This is a genomic window from Shewanella sp. SM69 (genome assembly GCF_025653985.1).
Taxonomy (GTDB): Bacteria; Pseudomonadota; Gammaproteobacteria; order Enterobacterales; family Shewanellaceae; genus Shewanella; species Shewanella oncorhynchi.
Map to the genome: position 1 here is coordinate 242519 of NZ_JAKKRV010000003.1, position 25400 is coordinate 267918.

Sequence of the window (25400 nt, forward strand, 5' to 3'; positions counted from 1 at the left end):
AATAATATGAGTGATAAAATAGGTGGTTGGGCGGGTAAAGTCCTCAGAGTTAATTTAACAACTAATCATATATGGTATGAGCCAATCAATAAATATTATGACTATATCGGTGGTATGGGGATTGGTTATAAAATATTGTGGGATGATCATAAGGATAATATTACAGCAATCGACCCAGATAATATTATTGTCTTTTCTGCCGGACCATTAACGGGTTCAGGCGTTATTTGTACTGGACGAACAACCATTACTTCCCGTAGTCCCGTAATTGAAAAACATCTGATTGCCGATGGTCACTTTGGTGGGCATTTTTCACCCGCAATGAAATTTGCGGGCTTCGATGCGATTGCTATAGAAGGCAAAGCGAGCAGTCCTGTGTGGCTTAAAATTGTGGATGATAAGGTCACGATTGAACCTGCCGATGCCCTATGGGGTAAAGGTATATTTGATACCCACGCTATGATCGCGCAAATGATGGGACCCAATGCACAAGTCGCTGCGATTGGCCAAGCGGGTGAAAACCAAGTGCCTCTTTCTGTCATTATGACTCAGGGCGGGCACTCAGCAGGTGGTCATGGCTCGGTAATGGGGTCCAAAAATTGTAAAGGGATCGGCATTATCGGCACTGGCGCCGTTAAAATCGCCGCCAATAATGAAAAGATGCGTGCCTTAGATGACCATATTTTAGGTATTATCGGTGCCAACAATAATGGTGTCGTTCCTTCAACGCCGCAATCTTGGGCTGAGTACTCAGCACCTATCAGCCGCTGGAAATCTCGGCCCGGTTTGAAGTGGGGCGCTGCCGATCAAGAAATCGATTTAGGCGAAGTGCCATGGAATGAACGCAATCGTATTGGGTTTCGAACTTCAATGGCAGAGAGCTACATAGGTGTGGAATACGCCAATAAGTGGATGAAGCGTACGGGAGGCTGTCATTCATGCCCAATACGTTGCTTCTGCGAGCTAAAAGTCCCTGAATTGAAAAGCAAATACGGTCGTAAAACCGAACATATATCTAACGTCTGTATGGGATTCCTCGTACCGCAGTATTTAATGGGCACCAAAAATGGTACAGAAGCACATGCTATGGCGGGCGCTTTAGGGGCTCATATTCTCGATGACTATGGTATTTGGTGTAACTATGGCTCCATTTCACATCTATTTAAATTCCTAAAAACAAAGGATATGTTTAAGCATTTATTACCTGAAGATGAATTTAACAGTATTCCTTGGGCGCTCTGGGATAACCAAGATCCCGCTTTCTTACTTGATTTTTATCGCCGAGTGGCGTTTAAAGAAGGTGAAATCTCCCATATGGCCGACGGCTTATATGATTTGATCAAACGCTGGGGTTTAGATGGAACCAATCCCAAGTTAGGTCATTGGGATATTCATAAAGAAAGTGCCACTAAGGTATTCAACAAAAAAACCAATGCTGCCGTGCACCATGCTAGTGAAACCGCGGGTCAGGTGGGTACGTTAATCAACGTCGTCTTTAACCGTGATGCTCAGTGCCATTCCCACATCAACATAGTTAACAGTGGTTTGCCACACGATATGACAGTGGCGATTGCCGAGAAAAAATGGGGTGAAGGTGCATTCGATAAGGTGAATTGGTATACCCCAATCAATGCGGCTAAGATCCGTTTTGCAAAATGGTCGCTGGTGAAAAACGTATTACATGACTCTCTGACACTGTGTAATTGGATGTTCCCACTGCTGGCATCACCGGATAAAAATCGCAACTATGAAGGCGATAGCACCATTGAATCGCAGATGTTCAGTTTAGTGACTGGGATTGAAACCACAGAAACGGAATTGGACTTTAAGGCGGAAAGAGTGCTGCATTTACACCGTGCCTTAACCGTATTGCAAATGAATGAAAGCAATATGCGCGAAGAGCATGATGTGCTCAGTGACTGGGTTTATGATTTGAATCCAGATAAAAACTTCGGTCAAGAGGGCACCATCAAGATGGACCGCGCTGACATGCAAACGGCGCTGGACATGTTCTATGAAGCCTTTGGTTGGGATATTCAAACCGGTGCGCCAACTCGGGCCACGCTCGACAAGTTTAGCCTAGGTTTTGTTGCCGATAGATTGGCGGCGCGAGGCCTGTTACCCAGTTGAACACTATAGTTGGACACTATGATTGAACTTGTCGGTTATATCAGGGTATTTAGCCAACACGGACGCTTAGTCACGGCGGAGCAAATCGCCGCCGTGGCAGGGCTCGAGTGGGATAGTGAGCAAACGGTTAACAGTTATATTCGCCTGATCCTCAATGAGGCTTACAAGGATGTGCAGATGCGTTTGTCGGATAAGCGGTATTTCTTCTATTCCGACAGAAGCATAGTTGAACGTTACGCTGAGCAATGGTTAGCATTGGAGCGGGGTGAAGCGTTTGATGCGATTATTGCCCAGATCCGTCGCAATAGTTGCCGCCATACTGAGGTCTATCTGGAGAGTGTACTGACGTTTGCCCCCTATCTTTATGATGAGCCTACATTAGCCAATGTGCGTGAGCAATTACCACAACAGCTAGGGGCCGAGGATATCCATTATGCAGTGGACAATCAGGGGAAAGGTTATTACTACTCTACTCTGGGGTTGAGTCACAGCTATGCGGCCGTCCTCGCTAATTATGATCCTTGTGAATGGTCAAACTGAGATTCTGCTACCTTATTGATATTGATTAAGCGCCTTCGGGCGCTTTTTTATCGCAAATATCTCATATGGATAGCGTGAAATTAGCTTGCCAGCGTTTGAGTGTACTTTTTGATGATTTCGTCAATTTTACCATTGGCCTTCAGTGTCGCTATGGCTTGATTGATGGCAGGAAGCAAATCGGCATGTTCTTTTCGCAACCTAAACACTAAGTCACCATCAGAATGCACTGCCGCCAGTGCGACAGGGATCCGCAACTGAGTCGACCAATACAAGGCTGGGTAATTACCAGCAATAACGGCATTGACTCTGTGTTTATCTAAGGCTTTGATCAGTTCCTGCTCTGAGGTAAAGTCAGCACGGATAAAATCTTTATCGTCGTGATATAAAGAACCGCGCACTGTACCTATTTCTTGGCCTTTTATCTGGCTGATATCTTTATATTTACTGACATTCTCTGGCAATGTGACCACATATTCAGTGATTTGCATTATGGGGGCCGATTTGACAAACAGCGGCCCTAAATCCTGCTTTTCAAACCAACTAGGGCTGACGATATCAAAGTCGAGTTGACCGGTTTCTAGCGCATTATTGGTGCGCTTTGGCGGCAGGGCTAGGATTTCACCTTTGATTTCAGCCATAGATAAAATCATCGGAATAAGCTCAGTGATCATCCCCGGCGCCTCGGCTTGATCACCGATAAAATACGGATACCAAGAATAGGAGCCAGTGATATTGTATTTGAGCTGTTCCGCAAAGGCATGCTGTTGAGTCAAGCAAAGGGTGAACAAGGCAAATCGAACTAAGTGTTTATACTGCAAACATCGCTTAACCATATTGCTTTTATCCTTGTTATCTCTGCTTTAGCCAAGGCCTATCCGATGGCCATTCTACCTAAACTGTGTGAATGAATTGTTTATTGGATCACAATCAGTCACATCCGCCATATTCAAGCTATTTTCTGCTTTTCGCTATTACACCTTAAGCCAATAGCTGACACAGGGCGGGTTGCTGATTTTTAGGGAAAATTTGATAGGTTTTATGGTGCTTAATCAAACTGGTTTTCTTGTTGCCTTGGCTGAGCAATAACCCATGGGACAGGGCGATACGCGTTAGTGTCTGTTCATCGGCGCGGACATATAAGTTGATTGGCTTGATCAGCTGATTGTCTTTAATATGTTGATTAAATTCTTTGGCATCAATCACTAAGCTAGATTGACCATCACCATCGAGTTTCAGCTTGGCACTGATTTCAGTGTCAGTAAAGACTAACCAATCGGCTTGTTTTAAGGTCTCAATCATGGCATTTAATGCCGTACCTAAAGCGGGCTCCGATGTTTCAACTGATTGATATTGATACACTATCCTTTCTAGTAAACGCTTGAGTTCGGCGCCCGCACCTTGGCTGCGAGCCAAACGTATCCAAGCCGTGAGATCGTCGGCTACCAATTTAGAAAAGCGTTTTTCCTTTAAGGACTCGACCATCCAATTACACAAAAAATGACTTTCCTGCGCAGAGGTGCGCTGGGCTTTCTTGGTCTGTGCTGAAGCGGTTAAATCGGCAAGACCCGCAAGGGCGAGTTCGAGCACAGCTTGGTTATAGGTTTGAGAATTCATTATGACTCCGCCGCGGGCTGAAGTGATGTTATCTATTTGAACTTGGACGATATTGATTGCGGCGGAGCTAGTTTAGCAAAGCGGTCGTTAAACCGATATTTATTCTTGCGATCCCACCAAACTCGCGGCGGTTAAAATCAGCTTTGGCGCGGGCCTTACTTTGTAGTTTGGGTTGATATATTGAAAATGAATCAATCCCTTGTCGTCGCTGATATAAATGGCGGGTACAGGTAAGACTAAACGTTTGGCACCTTCAGGGGTGATCCATAAAGGATTCTCGAGCTTAAGGCGTGCGGTATAGGTTTCAGTCACTTTTTCGCTAGTGTAAAAAGCTAAACCAAAGGCTTGGGATGCCAGCATTTTTTCATCGGAAAGCAGCAGATATTTAAGTTCATTTTTTGCCGCCGAAACCTTAAGTTGAGCTGGCGTATCGGGTGAAATTCCCACTAACTGAAAGCCCATTTTTAATAACTCAGGCTCAATCGCTTTTAGTTGCCCCATTTGATTGTTACAAAATGGGCACCAGCCACCACGGTAAAAGAAGAAAATGGTTGGTTTTTTCTGGGTTAATTCTGCTAAATCGACCGTTTTGTCATTGATATCTTGCAAGTTTACCTTAGGGATTTGCTGACCATTAAGTAGCGGACTGATGGAAAATTCATCCTTAGCAATGGGTTGCGCAATAGCCGTTAGACTTGTTAGTAGTAAGATGGTTGTGCAGTAAAACCTGTGTAACATCGAAGCGGTTTGCATATAAAGTCCTTAATTTGGTTTTGTTTTCTTCGTTTTTTAAGTCGTTGTTGTTAATATTTCCCTCGTTTTAGACAAAGAGATATTGCGTAAATCTATATTTGTTATGTCTAACTTGCTTAAGAGTGGTTCGAGTTAGCACTAAACGGGTATGAGCATTAAAAGAGCGGCAATTGCCGAACATTCTTACAAGCCAATGCAGATGATTGCACCAATGTGATACTGATGGGGTTGGTTGGTGAGGTATTTATAACGGTAACCATTTGGATTTTATCGCGATTACAGCGTAGTGTTGGAGTGGTTAAAACGAGTGAACGACAAGCTGATGGGGCAAGCCTTAATTGATGCAGTGGTAAAACACGATATCATTACCGTAAAACAGTTGATCAAACAGGGTGTTGATGTCGAATATATCGACTCACAAAATATGACGGCTTTATTGCATTGCTGCCAACTGCAATTACTCGATATTCTCATGTTACTGGTTGAAGCTGGGGCCGATGTCCATCATGCCAATAACTTAGGTCACCTTCCTGTTGAGCTGGCCCATTGGCATGGCGAGTTTCATATGGGTAGTTATACCGCCACGAGTCAAAAAATGGTGAAGTATTTGGAGCGCTATGGTGGCGTTCAACGTGGTCATCGATAAATTGTATTGCACTTCAATATTCAATCACGGGAGCTGTAAATGGATAAGGGATTATTTAAAATATTAAAGAAAATCTATTTTAAAAAGTCTTATATCAAAGACGAAAATGGATATATGCAAAGAATAGATAATGGGGACCAGTTTGATTGTGAGTCTGGGACTACACACTATTCTAATGACGGTTTATCTAATGCAGAAATACTAACACTTGAACAAAGTGGTTATCCTGTCAATCAGATAATCAAATATAGTCATGATGAATGTATTAATGCTTATAAAATGTTGCTTGAGCATCCTCACTTATCGATTGAAAATTTGATTTCGGCATATATATGTGGCTTTTCAAGTTTTCCAAGAGGAAGACAACCCATATTAAGTTATTTGTTCGCTCAAGCGGTTCCCGAACATAAAATAGTCAGCGAAGGGGATGTTTGTCCCGTTTGCTCAATAAGAAGAAATGTTTGGATAGAAAAAGGGCATAAAATATTCAGTTGCTATGCCGGGAGTGTATGGAATGAAAGGTGGTGTGGTAATCTTGTTGAATTAGAAGAATTTGCTGCCATTTCACCTTGTACTCCTACACCAGAGGATATCAGTATATTGATATCGTTAATCGATATGATCCGTCAAGCTCCTCAAGATGAAACACCCGGAAAATTAGAACAGCGCATCAAGAAAGCTAAAATTATTCCTAACTATGAGAAATATAGTTTTCGCGGACAATTAATGGTATTGGCTGAATTGGGAATTATGCCAAATCCGTATGTAAAACCTTTATATGATGGATTCACCCATTTTACCGATATCTGTAGTGTGAAATACCCTGGAAGTACTCGAACGGATATTATGCTTCCTCTCGCAGGGTGGCGAGGCGAAAATAGTATAAATGAAACAAGGCTTCAAGCGTTATTGGGTAACATAATACGGTGAGATAAAGGTTACCAAGGTTATTATTGAGTGAGTATAAAAAAGCGTCCGGTTATGGACGCTTTAAAATCGCTGTTTTATCAATATTGACAAACACTGATAATATCAATCAACGGATAATTACTTAAGTTTTTTTGCCTTGCTCGGTGCTTGACCCACCTTCATTTTTACGCGGCGGCCCTGCATGTTTTTCTCAGCAGCAACTTGAGCGCCGACGTTGTCGGTTCTTTGTTGCTTTTTGGCAAAACTGCGGCGGGTTTGCAATTGCTTTAATAGCAATTCGCGGCTGCCAACTTCATAACCTGGCACAGTGACGCGGCGAATCTGTTGGCCAATCAATTTTTCGATATCGGCTAAGATACGTTCTTCTTCGCGGCTCACAAATGAAATGGCTACGCCTGTTTTTCCTGCACGGCCTGTACGACCGATACGGTGTACATAATCTTCTGCGAGGAAAGGTAAGTCATAGTTGACTACGTATTCAAGGCTTGGAATATCCAGACCACGGGCGGCGACTTCGGTGGCAACTAGCACCCGTACATCACCCGCCACAAACTCACGCAGTGCGCGGCGACGACTGCCTTGGCCTTTTTCACCGTGGACCACTTCAGATGGGATACCATCTAAGTTTAATTCTTTGACTAGCGTATCGGCGGCTTCACGGGTCGCAGTAAATACCAATACCTGTTGCCAGTTTTTCTTGCCGATAAGCTCAGAAAGCAGTTCGCGTTTACGGCGTTGTTCAACCGGATAAACTACTTGGCTAACGGTGTCGGCTGTAGTGTTTTGTTTATCAACGCTGATTACTTGCGGTTTAACCATCATGTCGTTGGCGAGTTTTTTCACCGCACTTGAGAAAGTGGCCGAGAACAATAGGTTTTGACGTTTCTTATTTACCGCTTGAAGGATCTTTTGAATATCGGCGCTAAAGCCCATATCCAACATACGGTCGGCTTCGTCTAGGACTAAAAAGTCGACGTTCGACAGGCTTAAGTTACAGGCGGTAAGGTGCTCAAGTAAGCGACCTGGGGTGGCAACAATCACATCGGCGCCGCGTTTCAGCTTTTGCGCTTGTGTTTCTATCTTTACGCCACCATAAATAGTTAACACGCTGAAGTTTAAGTACTTGCAGTAAGCCGTAACGTTGTCAGCGACTTGAGCCGCAAGCTCACGGGTCGGCGTAAGAATTAATACGCGGGCATTCGACTTTAACGTTTCGCTTGGATTTTCAACCATCTTTTGCAGGATCGGCAGCGCGAAAGCGGCGGTTTTACCCGTACCGGTTTGGGCACTGGCTAAGACATCTTGGCCGCGGCGGATAGCAGGTATCGCTTGCTGCTGAATAGGCGTCATTTGTTGATAACCGCAATCTGAGATAGCGCGCAAAATCTCGGGGGAAAAACTAAAAGATTCAAATCTCATTTTGGATTCCTATCGTTCACTTATTCAAACATTCAAGCACCGCGAGCCTCTATTATTTACTCGACTAAGGAGAGAGGCGTGCCGACTGGCTCATTCTTCCACACAGATTTTATAAGAAAAATGGCGGGCGCGGAGTATAGCAAAAATTTCGGTTAAAACCTGAACTTTTTAGTGTTTTGGCATTTTATCTGCACCATTTCATCAGGAGGGGATAAAAGGCTTGGCACTGGTTCAGGTGGGCTAGGTCTTATTGATCTATACAAGGGTTGAGTAAAATATGGACTCAACAATACGGATTAAAGCTCGCTACATTAGAAAATACCGCAACCTAGGCTGCGGTATTTTGGATCTTGTACTTATGTTTAACCGAAGGTGCGCCTCAGGCCGAGGGCTTTTTCGGCATTGTGTTTAAGAAGATGGGCTGCATCACCAATCAAATGGGTTGCGGCTAAGTTCTCGGCGCTGGCATGGGTGATGGAGTGAATATTACTGGCGATCTCATTGACCACTTGACGCTGTTGATCGGCTGCCACTGCATTTTGTTGGGCAAAGGTGTGGATATCACTCACTTCTTGGTAAATGGTGTTTACATTGTCGGCGGACAGTTGAATATCGCTGGCACAACGCTCCGCATGTTGACGGCTTTGTTCCATTTCTTTGGCCCATGCGTTGAGCATAGTGAACATCTTATCGACACTCTTAGAAATACTGTTGGTCGATAGCTGGGTTCTGCTCGATAGCGCGCGAACCTCATCGGCGACCACGGCAAACCCACGGCCTTGTTCACCCGCACGGGCTGCTTCAATCGCGGCATTGAGGGCGAGGAGATTAGTTTGCTCGGCAATAGAGTCAATTTCGCCCATCGCATTAGCGACTTGCTCGGCTTCTTTATTTAATTGATGGGCATTGTTGGTGGCATCGGCAACAGACTTTGCCAGTTGCTCCATTTTTTGAGTGTTGGCCTTCATGTTAGCACTGCTTTTAAGGCAGAGATCATAGGCGGTATTGATGCTGGTCGAGGTGAGATGGGTATTCTGCGCGACTTCTGTGATGGTTGAACTCATTTCTTCCATCGCGCCAGAGAGCTGTTCTAGCTGACTTTTCTCTTGATCTAGGCTGACATAGGTTTGCTCGGTCGCGACCACTAATTGATCGGCAATTGCATGTAATTGATTGGCTTGATCTTGGGTGCGCCCAAGTACGCCATTCATTTTGGCCTGTAGCATGATGAGCTGGAAATCGAGGATAGAAGAGGTATCGGCACCCGAGTAAATGTAACGACTGATAGAGTCATATTTGGTTTGCATTTCAATCAGTTTAGCGGGAATACGAAAAGCCTCATCGTAGAAAATGGCGAGGTTTAAACTCATCAGAATCGCCCCTGCGATAATTACGCCCCAGCCCCAAAAGTAGCCAGCGATCAGTAAACCTGTGGAGGCTACAACCGCAGATACGATACGTTTTTGCATTAAACTTAAGGGTTTAGGAATGGATTTGTCTAATTTGAGTCTTTGGTAAATCTCATTAGCTTTCGTGACGTAGGCGGCTTGAGGCTGAATGCGCACCGATTGGTAACCGATAATAGTGCCGTTTTCAAACAAGGGAGACACAAAGGCATCGACCCAATAGAAGCCACCATTTTTACAGCGGTTCTTGACTATGCCGCGCCAAGATTGGCCTGACTTAAGTTTTCCCCACATTTCTTTAAAGGCGGCACTCGGCATATCCGGATGGCGCACCATATTGTGGGCACTGCCAATTAATTCTTGATCGCTATAACCTGAGACTTCGGCAAAACGGGCATTAACGTAAGTGATGATACCGCGAGTATCAGTGGTGGAAATGAGTTCATCTTGTGGTGTTAAGCGGATTTCTTGATCTGATCTCTGTGTATTAACTATTTTATTCGCTGAGGCGTTACTCTGGCTCATTTAGTGTGTCCATTCAGGGCCGATGTGGTTCATTAGGGTTCAGGGCGCGGTGTTAGGCGCGAATTTTCTTGTGCTGACTCTCATCGGAGTAAGTTTGTTATGTGATAAGAGTATCATTTTTGTGTGGGTATAGGAGAGCGGTTTCTCATGGCTGACTGGTGAAAATCAATCGTTCGTCGTATTTATAAGCTATTGCAATATATAAAGTTTTTAAGTAGCGAGAATGTGGAGTTAAACGAGCGTTTATCCTGTTAAATCGTTAATTCTAGTATTTTGTATAGGGTTATTCTTTTATGTCTTGAGTGGGTATTTGTCATTCATCTTAAATATAAATTATGTTCGATGATATTGGACTAATGTCCTTGATTCGGCTTGATATCGCAGTATTCATGGAGCGCTTTATTGGCCTTAGTCTATTCTTTAATGGGCAACAAAAGATGGCTTATTTTTCCTTGCTTCAGTGGTGTATCTTAATTTTGCTCTTCTAGTTCATTAGCTCACAGCGGGAATGCTACATAAGAGGAACTTCCCATGGCGATATCACTTAGGCGTGGTGTAACTAAATTAGCCACAGCGTCCTTGGGAACAGCGGCGGCACTGCCACATTGGCGACGTTTGATTTTTGAACGTTTATTTGGCTTTCTAGCGATTCTCTGCGTGCCTGTATACATCACTAGTGTGTATTTATGCGTCATCGCCGAACTCTGGTTTATGGTGGTATTTGATACGCTGGCTTATCTATTTTTACTGCTTTTACTGTTTTTTCCTAAGCTTGCTGATAGTACGCGTTTTGGCTGTGGCTGCTTGCTAGGTTTTGCTATTGGCATCGGTTTTTTAATTGCGATTGGCCCTTCGGGAGCTGGTTTTTTCTGGTTATTTATTTTCCCGCCGTTAGTCGGTATTTTTTTAGGAAATCGAGCCAGCTTATATGCCCAGTGTTTGAATGGGCTAAGTTTGGTATTGATTGGTTTTGCCTATCATTTTAATTGGCTCAATTGGCCTGAAACCCAAGGTTATAGCATCGGTATTTGGGCCGTTGTGGTGGTCAATTTTATCGTGACCAATGCCATGTTGACGTTAACTATTACTTATTTATTAGGTAAGTTGGCTGACGCACTCGATTCAACCTTAGCATCACGCCAAGCTACCGTATTAGGCTTAGCTAAACTCGCCGAATACAGAGATAACGAAACAGGCGCGCATTTGCTACGTATGCGGCAGTATTCGAAAATGCTCGCGTCGCAGCGACTACTGGCCGCCAATCCTCCTGCAGAATTGAACGAAGATTATATTCAAGACATTAGTTTGTCGGCCATTTTGCACGATATAGGTAAAGTCGGTATTGCCGATGCGATTTTGCTTAAACCGGGTAAATTAACGCCGCAGGAGTTTGAGCAAATTAAAGCTCATCCTGTGATCGGGGGACAAGTGCTACGCAGTTTGTTGGAATATGCGCCCCAATGTACTTTTATTCAGATGGGCCGCGATATTGCTTCGGGTCACCATGAAAAGTGGGATGGTAGTGGTTATCCCCTTGGTTTGAAAGGTGAAGATATTCCGCTTTCGGCGAGGATAGTGGCCCTAGTTGATGTTTATGACGCGCTGACTTCTCCCCGATGTTATAAGCGGCCCTTTAGCCACCAAGAGGCTATCGACTTAATTATTGAAGGCAAAGGTCAGCATTTCGACCCTGAATTAGTCGATTGTTTTATTGAAATTCATCAGGACTTTGAAGTGTTGTCTAAAGCATCGCTGGATGATGCTTATCAGCCGATGGCACAACCTACTATGGTTTAGCGACTCATGTTTTTAAATCGTGTTTTGAAATCATGGTTTTGAAATAAGGCGTGGGTTTTAAAACACACTGATAGCGCTAAAAAAACGCCCAATGCTAATTGCCTTGGGCGTTCTATTTTATAGCGCGTAAGTGACTAAAATAACGACTTAAATCGCTACTTATCAGCGGAGTGCTAAATTGCTTTAGTCACTTGAGTTAACCAAGCCAATTCATCCCCTGACATCAACGGAGAAAGTGTATTGAATACTTGCTGATGATAAGCATTAAACCAGTCTATTTCCGCTTGCGTTAACAGGCTCTTATCAATAAGGCGCGCATCCATAGGGATCATAGTCAACGCATCGAATTCATACATTTCACGCTCAGCCCCTTTAAGTGCTTCACAGTGTTGCACTACGACGAGGTTTTCTAAGCGAATGCCAAAACTCTCAGCGCGGTAGTAACCCGGCTCATTGGAAAGCACCATGCCGGGCATCAATGCGATACCGTTGACATTTTTACCTATGCGCTGTGGACCTTCGTGCACACTTAAAAAGTGGCCCACACCATGGCCTGTGCCGTGGTCGTAATCAAAGCCATGTTGCCATAAATATTGGCGGGCGAAAGCGTCGAGCTGCTGGCCTGAGGTGCCTTTCGGGAATCGTGCTTGGTCGAGGGCAATATGACCTTTTAGCACCAGCGTGACCATTTTTTTATGCTCATCGGTCACTTCACCTATCGCAATGGTACGGGTCACATCTGTCGTGCCGTCAATATACTGAGCGCCAGAATCCACTAAGTAGATGCTGTCCATTGTCATCATGGCTGGTGTGCCATTGTTGTGATTGTAATGGCACATAGCGGCATTAGGACCGGCAGCTGAAATCGTGTCGAAACTTGGCTCGCGGTAACGCTCATCTTCTAGGCGAAAGCTTTCCAATTTATCCGCAAGGGTGCCTTCATCGTGCATACGATTGGCTGCCACTTCGGCATCGAGCCATGCAAGGAATCGACTCACGGCGACGCCATCGCGGATATGGCAGGCACGCATGCCGGCCAGTTCTGCGGCGTTTTTCTGCGCTTTAGGTAAAGCGACAGGATCGATTCCAGCTATCAATTTTGCTCCTGCCTCACGGGCAATGTTTTGTGCCCAAGCGTTTGCAGAATTCGGATCGGCCAGTAGTTTTACATCCTGCATGCTGGCGAGTGTATCGGCAAGAGATGCCTCGCCCTTAAAGCTTACGCCAGCGCCAACATGCTCCTCAATGCCCTCTGGGAGTTTGCTTAAATCGGTGAAAAGCTGCATATCACCATTGGCGTGGAGCAGGGCACAGCCGAGTACAACGGGCAGGCGCGGTACATCATTGCCGCGAATGTTGAGTAGCCAGCAGAAAGAATCTAAGGCGGCGATTAAGGCAACATCACCACCGGCTTTTTTTACTAATGCACCAATTTCAATGCGTTTTTGCAGGCTGGTTTTACCAGCACTCTCGTTGCTAAACAAAGTGATAGGCGCGTTCGACTGTGCTGGGCGATTCTGCCAATGCAAATCGATGGGGTTTTGTTCAACTGCAACTAATTCGATTTGGGATTTATTTAAGGTTACTTTGGCATTTTCATACCAAGCTAAGGTGTGTAAGCGCGCATCGAAGCCAACGCGAGATCCTGCTGGTAGCGTGTCACATAACCACTCAATTTGTGGTGTATCGGTTAGGCTTTCATAACTGAAAAGTGTGGCATCGACTTGCAAACGAACTTGAACCGTATAGCGGCCATCGGTAAATATTGCGGCTTTATCTTTCAATACGATAGCCATACCCGCCGAACCGGTAAAGTTGGTTGCCCAGTACAAACGTTCGTTATGTGCTGGCACATATTCGCCCAGATATTCGTCGGCACGGGGAATAATAAAAGCATCGAGATTAGCAGATGTTAATTCGTTACGAATAGCACCGAGACGGTTAGCGATTGATTGTGACATAAGGGCTCCAATTGAGACTGGCATGCTATGCGAGTCGGTAGGCGAAGATCGCCTAAGGATGAATGGTTTATACCCAAACAACCTGAAGATGCAGGATTCAGCGGTAATTTAACGCACTTTAGGCAAGGCCATTAATTGCTCCTGCATTAATGGCATTCACGCCATCCATGGCGATTGCGGTTATTTGCAGACCTAGTGGGCTAAGTTAAAAATAACCAACGCAGTATAAAGTGCGTTAAAAAACGCCGGGACGGAGCGTCTAGGGCACTTCACTTCCGTGTTGCATCAATTCAAAAGGTAGCCGACATTCTGTCATTGATACGCCTTGAATTGAAGCACCCTAGGCGCTCTGAAACTCGTATCTTCAGGTAGCTTGGGTATATGTTGATTTGAGTTTTAACCGGCTCGGATTATCGCAAGTCTAGCGCGCTAGATGCAAGGGTAGCGAATAAAGGATTTTGTATACAATCGTGAATTTGTGCAGGTAAGACGCTTGAGGTTATGGAGTTTATTGTTAATTTATTTATGTGATTTTGAGCATGAAAAGTGAATTAAATAAAAGGTTGATCATGTTTTAATTAGGACTTGTTCCTTAAAAATTAGCAACTTAAGTTTTATTCAATCGCTAACATTTGGACCCTATGCTAACATTTGCCATCTCTACTCGGGGTCAGAGTGGGGCACATGTATCAGTGGAGTAAGCGATGCAAATACTAACAATAGATGTGGGCGGTACCAAAGCCCTGTTCGAACTTCATCTCGCGGGACATACAGAACAATATAAAATCCCCACAGGTGAAGGTTTTAAAATTGAAGAGTTAAATAATCAAATCGCGGCGTTTGAACGTGATTATGATTTACAGCATTACCAACTAGCGATTGCCGTACCTGGACTGGTACAAAATAATCGTTTGGTTTCTTGTAAATCTTTACCTGGACTCAATGGATTGAGCTTCGATACAGTCAAAACCCAGGGTGAGCTTAAGTTTATCTGCAACGATATCGATGCGGGTATGCAAGCGACTTGTGATGCGAAATATGCCTGTGAGTTATTGGTCATGTGCGGCACTGGGATCGGTATGTCTATTGCCTTTAATGGACAAGTCTTTACGGGAGCGACGGGCGTGGCGGGGGAGTTGGGGCCTTGTCGCGTGATGACAGAATCTGGCGAGTTTAGTTTAGAGCAACTGGCCAGTGGCGATTCAGTGCGCAGCCGCAAAATCTCCACTCAGGATGATTTATATCGCGCGGGCAGTTATCTCGGCATGGGATTAGCGTGGGCGGTTAATTTATTTAATCCTAATCGAATTTGGCTTGCTGGCGGTATGATGAATAGCGCTCCTTACTACAAAGGCTGCCTCGAAAGCTTAAAGCAAATGGCATTGAGCGCGCCCTTAGCTGAGATGAAAATCAATCGTGTCGATGATATGGAAACCTTGGTTTGCCGCGGTTTATCAGTGATGCTCGCAAGGGACTATCCTCGTGCATAAGGATCATAAATAACCCCGTGCATAAGGATCATAAATGCCCTGCGCATAAGGATCATAAATGCCCTGCGCATAAGGATCATCATGTTGTTCGACAATGGTTTGCGCCATGAATGTTTAGTGATTGAGTTTTAGCTGCATAAGCGACGTAAATTGTGAAATATAAAGCAGGACTTATGATGCCTTTGGCATATCGAGTCCTGTTTTTTTATTCTTAAAGTATTCAGATGATCCTCATTACCCAAAGTAAATATTAGCGATAGTTTAATTTGCATAATTCCTTTCTTATCAGATGCCTAGTTCTATTTACGATTTTAGCCAATAACACAGTTGATAATATTTTGTTGCAATTTTATTGCGCTTACGCTTATGCTGATATTTGCAATGACAACGTTGTCATTGTGTGTAAAAGGCAAACCAGTTGAAAAACTGGGACGCAAAGCCTCCGGTCTAAGGGTTCGTCTGTACCTATGATAGCGGGGATACCACAGGTTTTTCTTCGTGCAGTTGTCAGTCGTTTTGCATGGTTTTAAGAGAGTGCTGTTTCCTGTCTACGCTTTGTTTGCCTTATTGATTCATATAAAAATTCAATAGGGATATCTCATGTTCAAGACTCAAATTTCAACATCAGCCTTGCTAGTGGCATCAGCGCTGGCATCTACCATCAGTGCCAGCGTTTTTGCAGCGGCGCCCGGTAAACCGACTTTAGGTTGGGGCGAAACTAAGTTCGCTATTATTGAAGTGAATCAAGCGGCTACCGCTTACAATCAATTAGTTACGGTGAAAGATGCCGCCGATGTCTCCGTCAGTTGGAACCTTTGGAGTGGCGATGTGGGCAATAAAGCCCAAGTGTTGCTCAACGGCAATGTGGTTTGGGAAGGCCCATCTGGCGCGTCTGGAACCGCTAACTTTAAGGTGAACAAGGGCGGCCGTTATCAGATGCAAGTACAACTGTGTAACAGCGATGGTTGTACAGCGAGTGATGCTAAACAAATCCTCGTGGCTGATACCGACGGCAGCCATTTAGTACCACTCAATGCTCCCCTAAAAGAAAACAACCGTCCCTATGCGAATAAATCAGGCAAAGTGGTGGGAGGTTACTTTGTCGAATGGGGCGTATACGGCCGTAAATTTCCGGTCGATAAGATACCTGCGCAAAACTTAACCCATATTTTATATGGCTTTACCCCAATTTGTGGTGGTAATGGCATCAATGATAGCTTGAAAGAAATCGAAGGCAGTTTCGAAGCGTTGCAACGTGCCTGTAGTGGTCGTGGTGATTTTAAAGTTGCGATTCACGATCCTTGGGCAGCGATTCAAATACCGCAGGCGGGAGTGAGTGAGCATTCAGATCCTTACAAAGGTAACTTCGGTCAATTGATGGCACTTAAGCAAGCACATCCAGATTTGAAGATTTTACCTTCGGTCGGTGGTTGGACCCTCTCGGATCCCTTCTTTTTCTTCGGTGATAAAACCAAGCGCGATATCTTTGTCGCTTCGGTGAAAGAGTTTCTACAGACATGGAAATTCTTCGATGGCGTGGATATCGACTGGGAATTTCCAGGGGGAAATGGCGCTAACCCAAATTTAGGTAATGCCAATGACGGTGAAACCTATGTGACTCTGATGCGTGAACTGCGGGCTATGCTTGATGAACTAAGCGCCGAAACGGGTCGTACCTATGAGCTGACCTCAGCTATTAGCGCTGGTGACGATAAAATTCAAAAAGTCGATTATCAGGCTGCTCAGCAGTACATGGATTACATCTTCTTGATGAGTTACGACTTTAATGGTGGTTGGACTAATACTGAACTCGGCCATCAAACCAATCTGTATGAAGCGAGTTGGGATCCCAATACCCGTTACACCACAGCTAATGGCGTTAATGCGCTGTTAGGCCAAGGTGTGACCCCAGGGAAAATTGTGGTCGGTGCCGCTATGTATGGCCGCGGTTGGACAGGTGTCAATGGCTACAGTGGTAATAATCCTTTCACGGGGACGGCAACGGGCAAAGTAAAAGGTACTTGGGAAGCTGGTGTGGTGGATTATCGTCAGATAGCGAACGATTACATGGGAAGTGGTTGGACTTACAGTTACGACGAAACAGCTGAGGCGCCATCTTTGTTCAAGGCATCTACTGGCGATTTAATCACTTTCGATGATGCTCGTTCAGTTAAAGCCAAGGGGCAATATGTGCTTTCTAATCAACTTGGTGGGCTTTTTGCGTGGGAACTTGATGCCGATAATGGTGACATTCTGAATGCCATGCACGAAGGTTTAGGTCATGGTGAAGGCACCACTCCGCCAGTGAATAAAGCGCCCATTGCCAATGCGGACGCGGATGTGAATGTCACCGGTCCCGCCGATGTGACGCTCAATGGTAGCGGTTCGCGCGATCCTGAAAACGCTGCTTTAAGCTATCTCTGGACTCAAGTCTCTGGGCCAAGTGTTGCCATCGCGAATGCGGATATGGCGAATGCGGCGATTCAATTGGCTGCAACGCAAACTGATGTTGCCTATAGTTTTAGTCTCAAAGTGACTGATCCAGAAGGGCTATCAGCCACAGATTCAGTGACAGTGACTAACAAGGCTGATACTCCGAACCAAGCACCTGTGGTGAGTGTGGCAGCCACTGCGACAGTTGAAGCGGGTAAAACCGTCAGTATAGTAGCGAGTGCCTCCGATGCAGATGGTGATGCCTTAACCTACGCTTGGACTGTGCCCGCAGGTGTGTCGGCAATCGGACAAAATAGTGCCACGTTAGTGGTTACTGGCCCCAATGTTACCGAAGCGACCCGCTATGGTTTGAGTGTGCTGGTTTCCGATGGTGCCTTAGATGCGAGCGCATCGACTAATCTGACCGTGACGCCAAAAGTGGTCGGCGGTGGATGCGATGCAACCGATCCCAATGCCGGTAACTATCCTGCTTGGCAAACCAGTGTGGTATACAACACGGGTAATACTGTGAGTCATAGTCAGTTGGTATGGAAAGCAAAGTATTGGACTCAGGGCAATACGCCATCTCGCACCGCAGACCAATGGCTGCTACTCAGCCAAGTTGATCTCGGTTGGGATGCGGGTGTGGTGTATAACGGCGGTCAAACTACTCGCTATAACGGTCGTGTTTGGAAGGCGAGTTACTGGACTAAAGGTGATGTACCGGGTGTTGCAGCAGTATGGGTTGATATTGGCGCGGCAACCTGCCAGTAATTATCCAAAATTTTGATATTATTGGTTAAAAAATAAAGCCCTGCGAGGATTCCTGTCTCTTCTACACAAATCCCTCGGTTTGCCCCGGGGGATTTTTTTGAACCATTTTTAATTAACCTGATCTGATCCTGACCTTTTGTTTCAGATACCACATGCCATGTTTTTAAGTGAACCATCACTCTGGGCACAGAGCATTTTTCAGCGCGCAAAATTAGGGGATGTACGAAGGACCAAACGGCTTGTACAGTTGGCGGCTCAACTTGCAGCTCATACAGGACAATCTATCGTGCAATCTCTTTCATCCAGTGCAGACATTGAAGCCGCTTATCGCTTTGTCCGTAACGAGCATATCAGTCCGGCAGCGATTGCTGAGGCAGGTTTTGCTGCCACAGTGCAAGCCTGCGAACCATTTGACTGCCTACTGGCGCTGGAAGACACCACGTCGTTGGAGTTCACCCACCCAAGTGTCGTGGAAGAACTTGGACATACCACGTCCCACAAACATTCCAGCGGGCTGGAAGCGCACACGGTTTTATTGTTTGCACCCAAGGCGCAGCAGGTCGTTGGACTGATTGAGCAGCATCGCTGGGCACGCGACCGCGAAGCCTATGGCCAGAAAAAACAACGTGCCAAACGTGATTATGAACAGAAAGAAAGTTACAAATGGCAACGGGCTTCAGCAGCGATGGCGACTCGCTTGGGACCACAGATGCAGAAGGTGATTTCGGTTTGTGACCGTGAAGCCGATATCATCGAATACCTGCGCTTTAAAACCGACACACAACAACGGTTTATTGTGCGCTCGATGCAAAGCCGCTGTATTGAAGAAGACCAGCACAAACTCTATGCGTTTAGTGAGACGCTGCAAAGTGCCGGTGAGCGGATGGTACAGGTGCAACAAAAAGGCGGTCGCAAAGCCAGAGTTGCGCACTGTGATATCCGCTTTGCGCCCATTACCGTGAAGGTTCCGGCGAATAAAACGGGCCAGTCTGTGCCGCTGTTTTATGTGGGTTGTCAGGAGAAAGACAGCGCAGATGGCCTCTGTTGGCACCTGCTGACGACTGAGGTAGTCACAACAGCAGAGCAAGCGCAACAAATTCTTGATTACTACGAGCGCCGCTGGCTGATTGAAGACTTCCATAAATCCTGGAAAACGGGCGGTACGCAGGTGGAAGACTTACGGCTGCAAAGCAAAGATAATCTGGAGCGGATGATTGTGATTCTGGCATTTATCGCCACACGTATCCAGCAACTGCGTTGTTACGCAGGCCAAGCTGAACAAGCGAAAAAACGGCCTTGCGATAGCCTGTTAAGCCCATTGGCCTGGAAGTTGTTATGGCTAAAGACGGAAAAAAGCCAACCGCCCGAACAAGTCCCCAGTGTGCATTGGGCTTATCTAAGATTAGGAAAACTCGCGGGCTGGAATGACAGCAAACGAAGCGGAATTGTAGGCTGGGAAAGGTTATGGCAAGGATGGTTTAAACTGCAAACCATCCTTGAAGGTTACCAGCTAGCCTTGTCTCTTGAGCAAAAGATGTGATCAAGAGACAGGCGAGGATTCAGGGCTTTTTTCTTTATTAAGCGTTAGGTTTTTTTATGAATACAACCGAATGCGTTAAGACAGACTCATTAAAGACTGATTTAATCAATCTTAAGCAGTTCCACATCAAAAATTAACACAGAACCACCACCAATCTTGCCCGTGCTACGGTTACCGTAGGCGAGTTCACTGGGAATAAAAAACCGCATTTTATCGCCAACAACCATAAGCTGTACGCCCTCAGTCCAACCTTTAATCACCCGATTAAGCGGAAATGCGATGGGTTCGCCGCGATCAACCGAACTGTCAAACACAGTACCGTCAATCAAAGTGCCATGATAATGGACTGTCACTGTATCGCTGGCTTTAGGATGAACTGTGCCATCGCCCTGAGTTAATACTTGATATTGCAAACCTGAAGCTGTGGTAATCACACCTTCTTTGGTTTTGTTTTGTGTTAAAAACTCATTGCCTAAACGGATATTTTCTTGGGCGGCTTTTTGGCCGTTCATCGAGGTAAAGAAGTAAAAAATCACCCCAGCAATCACCACAACGGCAAGTAACATTTTCATATAAAGAGCACCTTAGTTAATTTTTGCCATATTATCAGTTTTTTAGCATCAGATGCTATCGGCACTCGCGTGTGCGTTGAGCTGGATATCTGGTGCTACCAGTTCAAACCGTTAAAAATTCCCTCAAGACTTTATCCTGCTTTAGAGATCGCTTAATCTGTTGGCTTAAGACTCAATAAAAATTCAATAAAAACAAATAAGAACTAAAATTCAGATAATAAACAAGGAAAGTCTATGTTAAACAAAGCGGCAAAACCTCTGGTCAAACTCGTCGACCGATATCTACCCGATCCCTATATTTTCGTGCTTTTACTTACCTTAGTCGTATTAATTGCTGCTGTGGTCGCCGAACATAAAACCCCGCTGGAAGTCATCAATTATTGGGGCGATGGCTTTTGGACGCTGTTAAGTTTTTCGATGCAGATGCTGTTAGTGCTGGTGGCAGGATTTATGTTGGCAAGCTCGCCGCCGATTAAAAAGCTGCTCGATGCCATTGCTGGATTGGCTAAGTCGGCACCACAAGCCATTATTTTAGTGACTTTGGTGTCACTGGCCGCCAGTTGGATTAACTGGGGTTTTGGGCTAGTGGTGGGCGCGTTATTTGCCAAAGCCTTAGCTCGCAAAGTGAAAGTGGATTATCGACTGCTGGTCGCCAGCGCCTATTCCGGCTTTGTGGTTTGGCATGGTGGGCTTGCGGGTTCGATCCCATTAACCATAGCGACGGTGGGGCATTTCTCTGAATCGCAAATCGGTATCATCCCCACCAGTGACACCATTTTCGCGAGTTATAATTTATTGTTAGTGGCAATTCTGTTTGTGGTCATGCCCTTAGTAAATCGCTTTATGTTGCCAGAAGAAAAAGACAGTGTTTATGTCGACCCAAGCGCCCTTGATGACAAAGGCGCTGAACTTGATGCTTTGGCGTTAGAGCTTAACTCTGCAAATGTGAGTGATCGTCAGCCTGAAAGCCGTCCTGCGGATAAGTTAGAAAATAGCCGTTTACTCGGCTGGAGTGTAGGTGGCGCTGGGCTTGTATATTTAGGTTATTACTTTTGGGTGCAGGGCGGCAGCTTAAATCTCAATTTAGTGAATTTCTTATTTCTGTTCCTCGCCATACTGTTACATCAAACACCACGCAGTTTATTAACCAGCTTGAATGAGGCCATTAAGGGCGGCGCAGGGATTGTTATCCAATTTCCCTTTTATGCGGGCATTATGGCTGTGATGGTGCAATCGGGTTTAGCCCAAAGTATTTCGGAAGGTTTTGTGGCCATCGCTAGCGCCGAGAGCCTGCCATTTTGGAGCTTTATCAGTGCAGGAATTGTGAATATTTTTGTGCCATCGGGAGGTGGCCAATGGGCCGTGCAGGCACCGATTATGTTACCCGCCGCACAGGCTTTAGGTGCAGATGTCGCTCGGGTCGCAATGGCCGTTGCTTGGGGAGATGCGTGGACTAATTTGATTCAACCTTTCTGGGCACTGCCTGTGCTGGCGATTGCAGGCTTAAAAGCACGGGATATTATGGGTTTTTGTTTAATGCAATTGATGATCACTGGCGTGATTATCAGTATCGCGTTGAGCTGGTTCTAAAGGCAAGGTGACAGCCAATTTTGCATTTTAGAGTAAAGTGTAGGGCAATTTAAAATTGCCCTTTTTTATTGGCGATGAATGATTAAAACCACTTTTGTGGGTATTGCCGGCGGCAAAGTAAGTTGTGATACAGCCAACCAAAAGCCAGAATGAGCGCAACACCACTGGCGACGGGCATATACAGAAAATCCCAGTGCTGCGCCGTGAGCATAACGACCAGAGGATTCGCTCCCGCGGGTGGATGCACAGTATGAGTTAACATCATGACCGCTATACCTAATCCGACCGCAAGCCCTAAGGCTAGCGGGGAGACTCCTAAAGTATTTAGAATGATCAGTCCAACCAAACTCGTGAGTAAGTGGCCGCAGAGAATGTTTCTCGGTTGAGCGAGTGGACTTTCTGGCAAGGCAAACAACAACACCATAGTGGCACCAAAGGGGGCCATCAACCAAATGGTTTGCGGTGTTAGCTGTTCAAGCGTCGCTAAACTACTGATACACAACGTGGCTCCACACCCTGCGAGCAAGGCCATCTTTAGATTCTGTGGATTGATTCTTTGCATCTTTTCTCCCATTAATGGCTTGTGTTAAGCCCTTATTTTGATAATGAATTGTGGACGTGAATGTTCAGCAAACCATCGCCGCTAACATGCCGTGGTGTTCCGTGTTCACTCTTGATTTCACTATTAACTTAATTTAGTTACCGAAGTAGACAAATTTGTCTACCGATGTGAATGTTCTCACGGGTAGACTGATTTGTCTACTCGTGAGAAGATAGGACTCATATTTGTTAGCTAAAATTTGCTAACGAATGTTTACCAAAGAAGAGGAATGAGTTGATGCAGGGCACTGAGATTCAGACAGGTACGCCATCGGATAAACGGCAGCAATTGGTCACTACCGCATTTAAACTGTTTTATTTTCAAAGTGTGCATGGGGTGGGGATTAACCAGATTTTGCAGGAATCGGCGATCGCCAAAAAAACCCTGTACCACCACTTTGCCAGTAAAGATGAGTTAGTTGAAGCCGTGGTTCGCTATCGTGATGAGGTTTTTTATCAATGGCTTAGCGAGCGAGTGAACGCATCGCCAGCGGGACGAGAGGGCATTGGTGGGTTATTTATCGCGCTCGATGATTGGTTTAATCAAAGAGTGCCGCAACTGTGTGAGTTTCGCGGCTGTTTTTTTATCAATGTCAGCGCCGAATTTACTGAGCCGAGCCATCCTGTGCACCAACTCTGCGCCCTGCATAAACAGCGAGTGGCGAGTTTAATTGAGCAGCAAGTCTCTGCATTGGGCTTGCCTAAAGCTAAGACCCAATTTCTCGTTGCAGCAATAGGTTTACTCAAAGAGGGGGCGATAGTGTCGGCACAATTAAAAGGTGACACTCAGTCTGCACTGTTGGCGTTGTCTGTGGTTGATCAGTTGATCGATACCGCGACTCATGCTGCTTAGAGTGCCACCCTTAGATAGCGATTCTTAGATAAGGCGCCTCATATAAAGGCCTTTGTATAAAAGCCCTTAAATAAGAGCATTAGATAAACATATCTACGGCGCCGGTTTTTATGCCATAACCCAGCACGGCTAAGTTAGCGACAACGGTGAGCCAAAAGACGTTTCTAAATGAGGCTTTAACGGACTTGTGTCTTAACAGGTTTTGGGCAAATAGAGCGCCTGGCCAACCGCCCATGAGGGCGAGCAGATGTAATGTGCTTTCTTTAGTGCGCCATTTGTTACGTTTAGCGGCGGATTTATCGATGGCATAGGCGATAAAGGTGAGCAGGCTTAGTGTGAGGTATATGCCCGCAATCCCGACTGGCAGCATATGTTGCTGCGCTGCGCCGATTAAGCTAGCAAGAAAAATCACCACCAATAACAGCGGCATAAGGCTTGAGCCTGAAGCGGCTGTATTGGATTTTTGAGCGCGACTACTTTGTGTGCGACTGTTCTGAGCGCGACCGCTTTGTGCTCGACTCTTTTGCGGGCGATTGGTTTGAGGTGAAGCGCTGTTGCCCGTTTTAGTAGTTTTTTTGTTCGTCATTATTTGGTATCAATCTCGTGTCAGTGTTTTTAAGCTTGCTTGTGTTCTTGTGATGCCGTGTATTTTTTAAATGTGAGGTGGCGCCACAGTTTCTCTAGCGGCCCTTGCTTGAAATAGCGTAAGTACAGGCTGGCTAACAGTAGTTGCACTACTGAATAAACCAGCGCCATGGCCATGTATCCCCATCTATCTAAGCTCAATAGCAATTCGGGAGCTAAGTGTCTAAACACTAACACGCCAATGATGGATTGCAGAATATAGAGACTAAACGCGAGTTTGCCTACATTTTGCAACGAAGTCAGTATATTAGGATTATTCTGGCAAACCTTAACTATAATGTGGATGTAAATCAGCGCCATAGGAATAGCACTTAGCATGATTAACACATCTGAAAACGCAACGAGAATAGTATTTTTCGTTAAACCTAAGATGGTATCAAGCAGTGATAGCGTTACGCTTGCTAGCACTAACTTTACCAGTACCGATTTACTAAAACCTTGCTCAAAAGTCCCTTGTTGATACAAAGCCATTCCGAGCAACATCAAGCCAGCCGTAAACCACATTATGGTAAAAGGGATCACCAGTGCCATATAGCCAACTTGCATCAATTGCAGTAATAGTTGGTCGGCATAGCCAGAGGTCCATGCACTGTATTGCTCTGCAAATAGACTCGATTCTCGAGTGAAAGGTTCATCGCTGCCCGTAAGGCTAACCAGCGTAATGATAACTAAGGCGCTTAAAATAAAAATATTCGCTTTGCGCTTAAGGGCTTCAACACTTAAATCTTTGTAACACAAAGCTAAAAATCCGCTGATGCCATAGGTGAATAAAATATCACCTGACCAAATAAAAATGCCGTGGAGTAGGCCAAATACAATTAACCATTTTAAACGTGATCGCAGTAGGGAATAAGCTTCTAGGCCTTTGGCGCTAAATCGCTGATATTGAATAAAAAGCCCGACACCAAACAAGATGGAAAACAGACTGATAAAGCGTGCCTCGATGAAAAAGTTACTGAACACTTTGATAATGTGATCCGACAGCGGCTGTGTTTCATGGGGCGCATAGCCAAAAAAAGTAATGCCCATAAAATAGATATTCATAAAAAATATCCCCAACACGGCTAAGCCGCGAATAGCATCGAGGTTGGCATTACGCTGTGCGGGTATCGTCATTACAACAGGCTGCGTGGAGTCTGATCTTGACCAAGGGTCTTTAGGTAAGTTGGCTGGCACGTTAGC

General features: G+C 45.3%; 20 protein-coding genes and 1 riboswitch. Of the genes, 10 read left to right on the forward strand and 10 right to left on the reverse strand.

What is annotated here, in order from left to right; all coding sequences use genetic code 11:
• The first annotated feature begins 6 nt into the window (after positions 1-6).
• The gene (locus tag L5M37_RS06970) at positions 7-2130 is read left to right on the forward strand and encodes an aldehyde ferredoxin oxidoreductase (protein ID WP_263148864.1); all 2124 of its coding nucleotides are present in this window, start codon (positions 7-9) and stop codon (positions 2128-2130) included.
• A gap of 18 nt (positions 2131-2148) precedes the next feature.
• Positions 2149-2670, forward strand: coding sequence for a hypothetical protein (locus L5M37_RS06975; protein ID WP_263199912.1), 522 nt, complete (start codon positions 2149-2151; stop codon positions 2668-2670).
• An 80-nt stretch (positions 2671-2750) separates the two neighbouring features.
• On the opposite strand, the gene L5M37_RS06980 is transcribed toward L5M37_RS06975, so the two are convergent.
• The 3 genes from L5M37_RS06980 to L5M37_RS06990 all read right to left on the reverse strand — a co-directional run bounded on the left by L5M37_RS06980 (position 2751) and on the right by L5M37_RS06990 (position 5037).
• Positions 2751-3503 (reverse strand): substrate-binding periplasmic protein, encoded by a 753-nt coding sequence (locus tag L5M37_RS06980; RefSeq protein ID WP_263199913.1) that lies wholly within the window; start codon positions 3501-3503, stop codon positions 2751-2753.
• Between the two features lie 145 nt (positions 3504-3648).
• Complete coding sequence (locus L5M37_RS06985; RefSeq protein WP_131523605.1) at positions 3649-4284, reverse strand: DUF2913 family protein; 636 nt, start codon at positions 4282-4284, stop codon at positions 3649-3651.
• 99 nt (positions 4285-4383) lie between these two features.
• Positions 4384-5037, reverse strand: coding sequence for a peroxiredoxin-like family protein (locus L5M37_RS06990; protein WP_131523606.1), 654 nt, complete (start codon positions 5035-5037; stop codon positions 4384-4386).
• Positions 5038-5344: 307 nt separating this feature from the next.
• Here L5M37_RS06990 and L5M37_RS06995 point away from each other — a divergent pair, with 307 nt between their 5' ends.
• Together L5M37_RS06995 and L5M37_RS07000 are read left to right on the forward strand one after the other, a co-directional pair.
• Entirely contained in the window at positions 5345-5683 is a 339-nt protein-coding gene (locus L5M37_RS06995) for an ankyrin repeat domain-containing protein (protein WP_263178129.1), read from the forward strand.
• 39 nt (positions 5684-5722) lie between these two features.
• Positions 5723-6613, forward strand: coding sequence for a hypothetical protein (locus L5M37_RS07000; protein ID WP_263199916.1), 891 nt, complete (start codon positions 5723-5725; stop codon positions 6611-6613).
• Positions 6614-6730: 117 nt separating this feature from the next.
• On the opposite strand, the gene L5M37_RS07005 is transcribed toward L5M37_RS07000, so the two are convergent.
• Both L5M37_RS07005 and L5M37_RS07010 read right to left on the reverse strand, forming a co-directional pair.
• Entirely contained in the window at positions 6731-8032 is a 1302-nt protein-coding gene (locus tag L5M37_RS07005) for a DEAD/DEAH box helicase (RefSeq protein WP_263199917.1), read from the reverse strand.
• Positions 8033-8394: 362 nt separating this feature from the next.
• Entirely contained in the window at positions 8395-9963 is a 1569-nt protein-coding gene (locus L5M37_RS07010; RefSeq protein WP_173497556.1) for a methyl-accepting chemotaxis protein, read from the reverse strand.
• Between the two features lie 531 nt (positions 9964-10494).
• On the opposite strand from L5M37_RS07010, the gene L5M37_RS07015 reads away from it, so the two are divergent.
• Positions 10495-11760 (forward strand): HD-GYP domain-containing protein, encoded by a 1266-nt coding sequence (locus L5M37_RS07015; protein ID WP_263199919.1) that lies wholly within the window; start codon positions 10495-10497, stop codon positions 11758-11760.
• Between the two features lie 173 nt (positions 11761-11933).
• Here the strand turns inward: L5M37_RS07015 and L5M37_RS07020 are convergent, their stop codons facing one another.
• The gene (locus tag L5M37_RS07020) at positions 11934-13721 is read right to left on the reverse strand and encodes an aminopeptidase P family protein (RefSeq protein WP_263199920.1); all 1788 of its coding nucleotides are present in this window, start codon (positions 13719-13721) and stop codon (positions 11934-11936) included.
• A 704-nt stretch (positions 13722-14425) separates the two neighbouring features.
• On the opposite strand from L5M37_RS07020, the gene L5M37_RS07025 reads away from it, so the two are divergent.
• The 3 genes from L5M37_RS07025 (at position 14426) to L5M37_RS07035 (ending at position 19958) form a co-directional block, all read left to right on the forward strand.
• Positions 14426-15211 carry an ROK family protein gene (locus L5M37_RS07025; RefSeq protein WP_212600785.1) on the forward strand — a complete coding sequence of 262 codons (786 nt, stop codon included), beginning with the start codon at positions 14426-14428 and terminating at the stop codon, positions 15209-15211.
• Positions 15212-15609: 398 nt separating this feature from the next.
• A riboswitch (cyclic di-GMP riboswitch) is annotated at positions 15610-15698 on the forward strand.
• 113 nt (positions 15699-15811) lie between these two features.
• Entirely contained in the window at positions 15812-18418 is a 2607-nt protein-coding gene (locus L5M37_RS07030) for a glycosyl hydrolase family 18 protein (RefSeq protein WP_263199922.1), read from the forward strand.
• Positions 18419-18575: 157 nt separating this feature from the next.
• Positions 18576-19958 carry an IS4 family transposase gene (locus L5M37_RS07035; protein WP_263199925.1) on the forward strand — a complete coding sequence of 461 codons (1383 nt, stop codon included), beginning with the start codon at positions 18576-18578 and terminating at the stop codon, positions 19956-19958.
• 101 nt (positions 19959-20059) lie between these two features.
• On the opposite strand, the gene L5M37_RS07040 is transcribed toward L5M37_RS07035, so the two are convergent.
• Positions 20060-20530, reverse strand: a complete 471-nt coding sequence (locus L5M37_RS07040) for an FKBP-type peptidyl-prolyl cis-trans isomerase (protein WP_028761331.1) — start codon at positions 20528-20530, stop codon at positions 20060-20062.
• 234 nt (positions 20531-20764) lie between these two features.
• Between L5M37_RS07040 and L5M37_RS07045 the strand changes: the two genes are divergently transcribed.
• Positions 20765-22120: a short-chain fatty acid transporter gene (locus L5M37_RS07045; RefSeq protein WP_263162077.1), complete on the forward strand. Its 1356-nt coding sequence runs from the start codon at positions 20765-20767 to the stop codon at positions 22118-22120.
• 82 nt (positions 22121-22202) lie between these two features.
• On the opposite strand, the gene L5M37_RS07050 is transcribed toward L5M37_RS07045, so the two are convergent.
• Entirely contained in the window at positions 22203-22682 is a 480-nt protein-coding gene (locus L5M37_RS07050) for an HPP family protein (protein ID WP_131523614.1), read from the reverse strand.
• A 276-nt stretch (positions 22683-22958) separates the two neighbouring features.
• Between L5M37_RS07050 and L5M37_RS07055 the strand changes: the two genes are divergently transcribed.
• Positions 22959-23573 (forward strand): TetR/AcrR family transcriptional regulator, encoded by a 615-nt coding sequence (locus tag L5M37_RS07055; protein ID WP_263199926.1) that lies wholly within the window; start codon positions 22959-22961, stop codon positions 23571-23573.
• Between the two features lie 79 nt (positions 23574-23652).
• On the opposite strand, the gene L5M37_RS07060 is transcribed toward L5M37_RS07055, so the two are convergent.
• Both L5M37_RS07060 and L5M37_RS07065 read right to left on the reverse strand, forming a co-directional pair.
• Positions 23653-24159: a DUF1294 domain-containing protein gene (locus L5M37_RS07060; protein WP_263199927.1), complete on the reverse strand. Its 507-nt coding sequence runs from the start codon at positions 24157-24159 to the stop codon at positions 23653-23655.
• 29 nt (positions 24160-24188) lie between these two features.
• Complete coding sequence (locus tag L5M37_RS07065; protein WP_263199963.1) at positions 24189-25394, reverse strand: DUF418 domain-containing protein; 1206 nt, start codon at positions 25392-25394, stop codon at positions 24189-24191.
• Positions 25395-25400 lie beyond the last annotated feature (6 nt).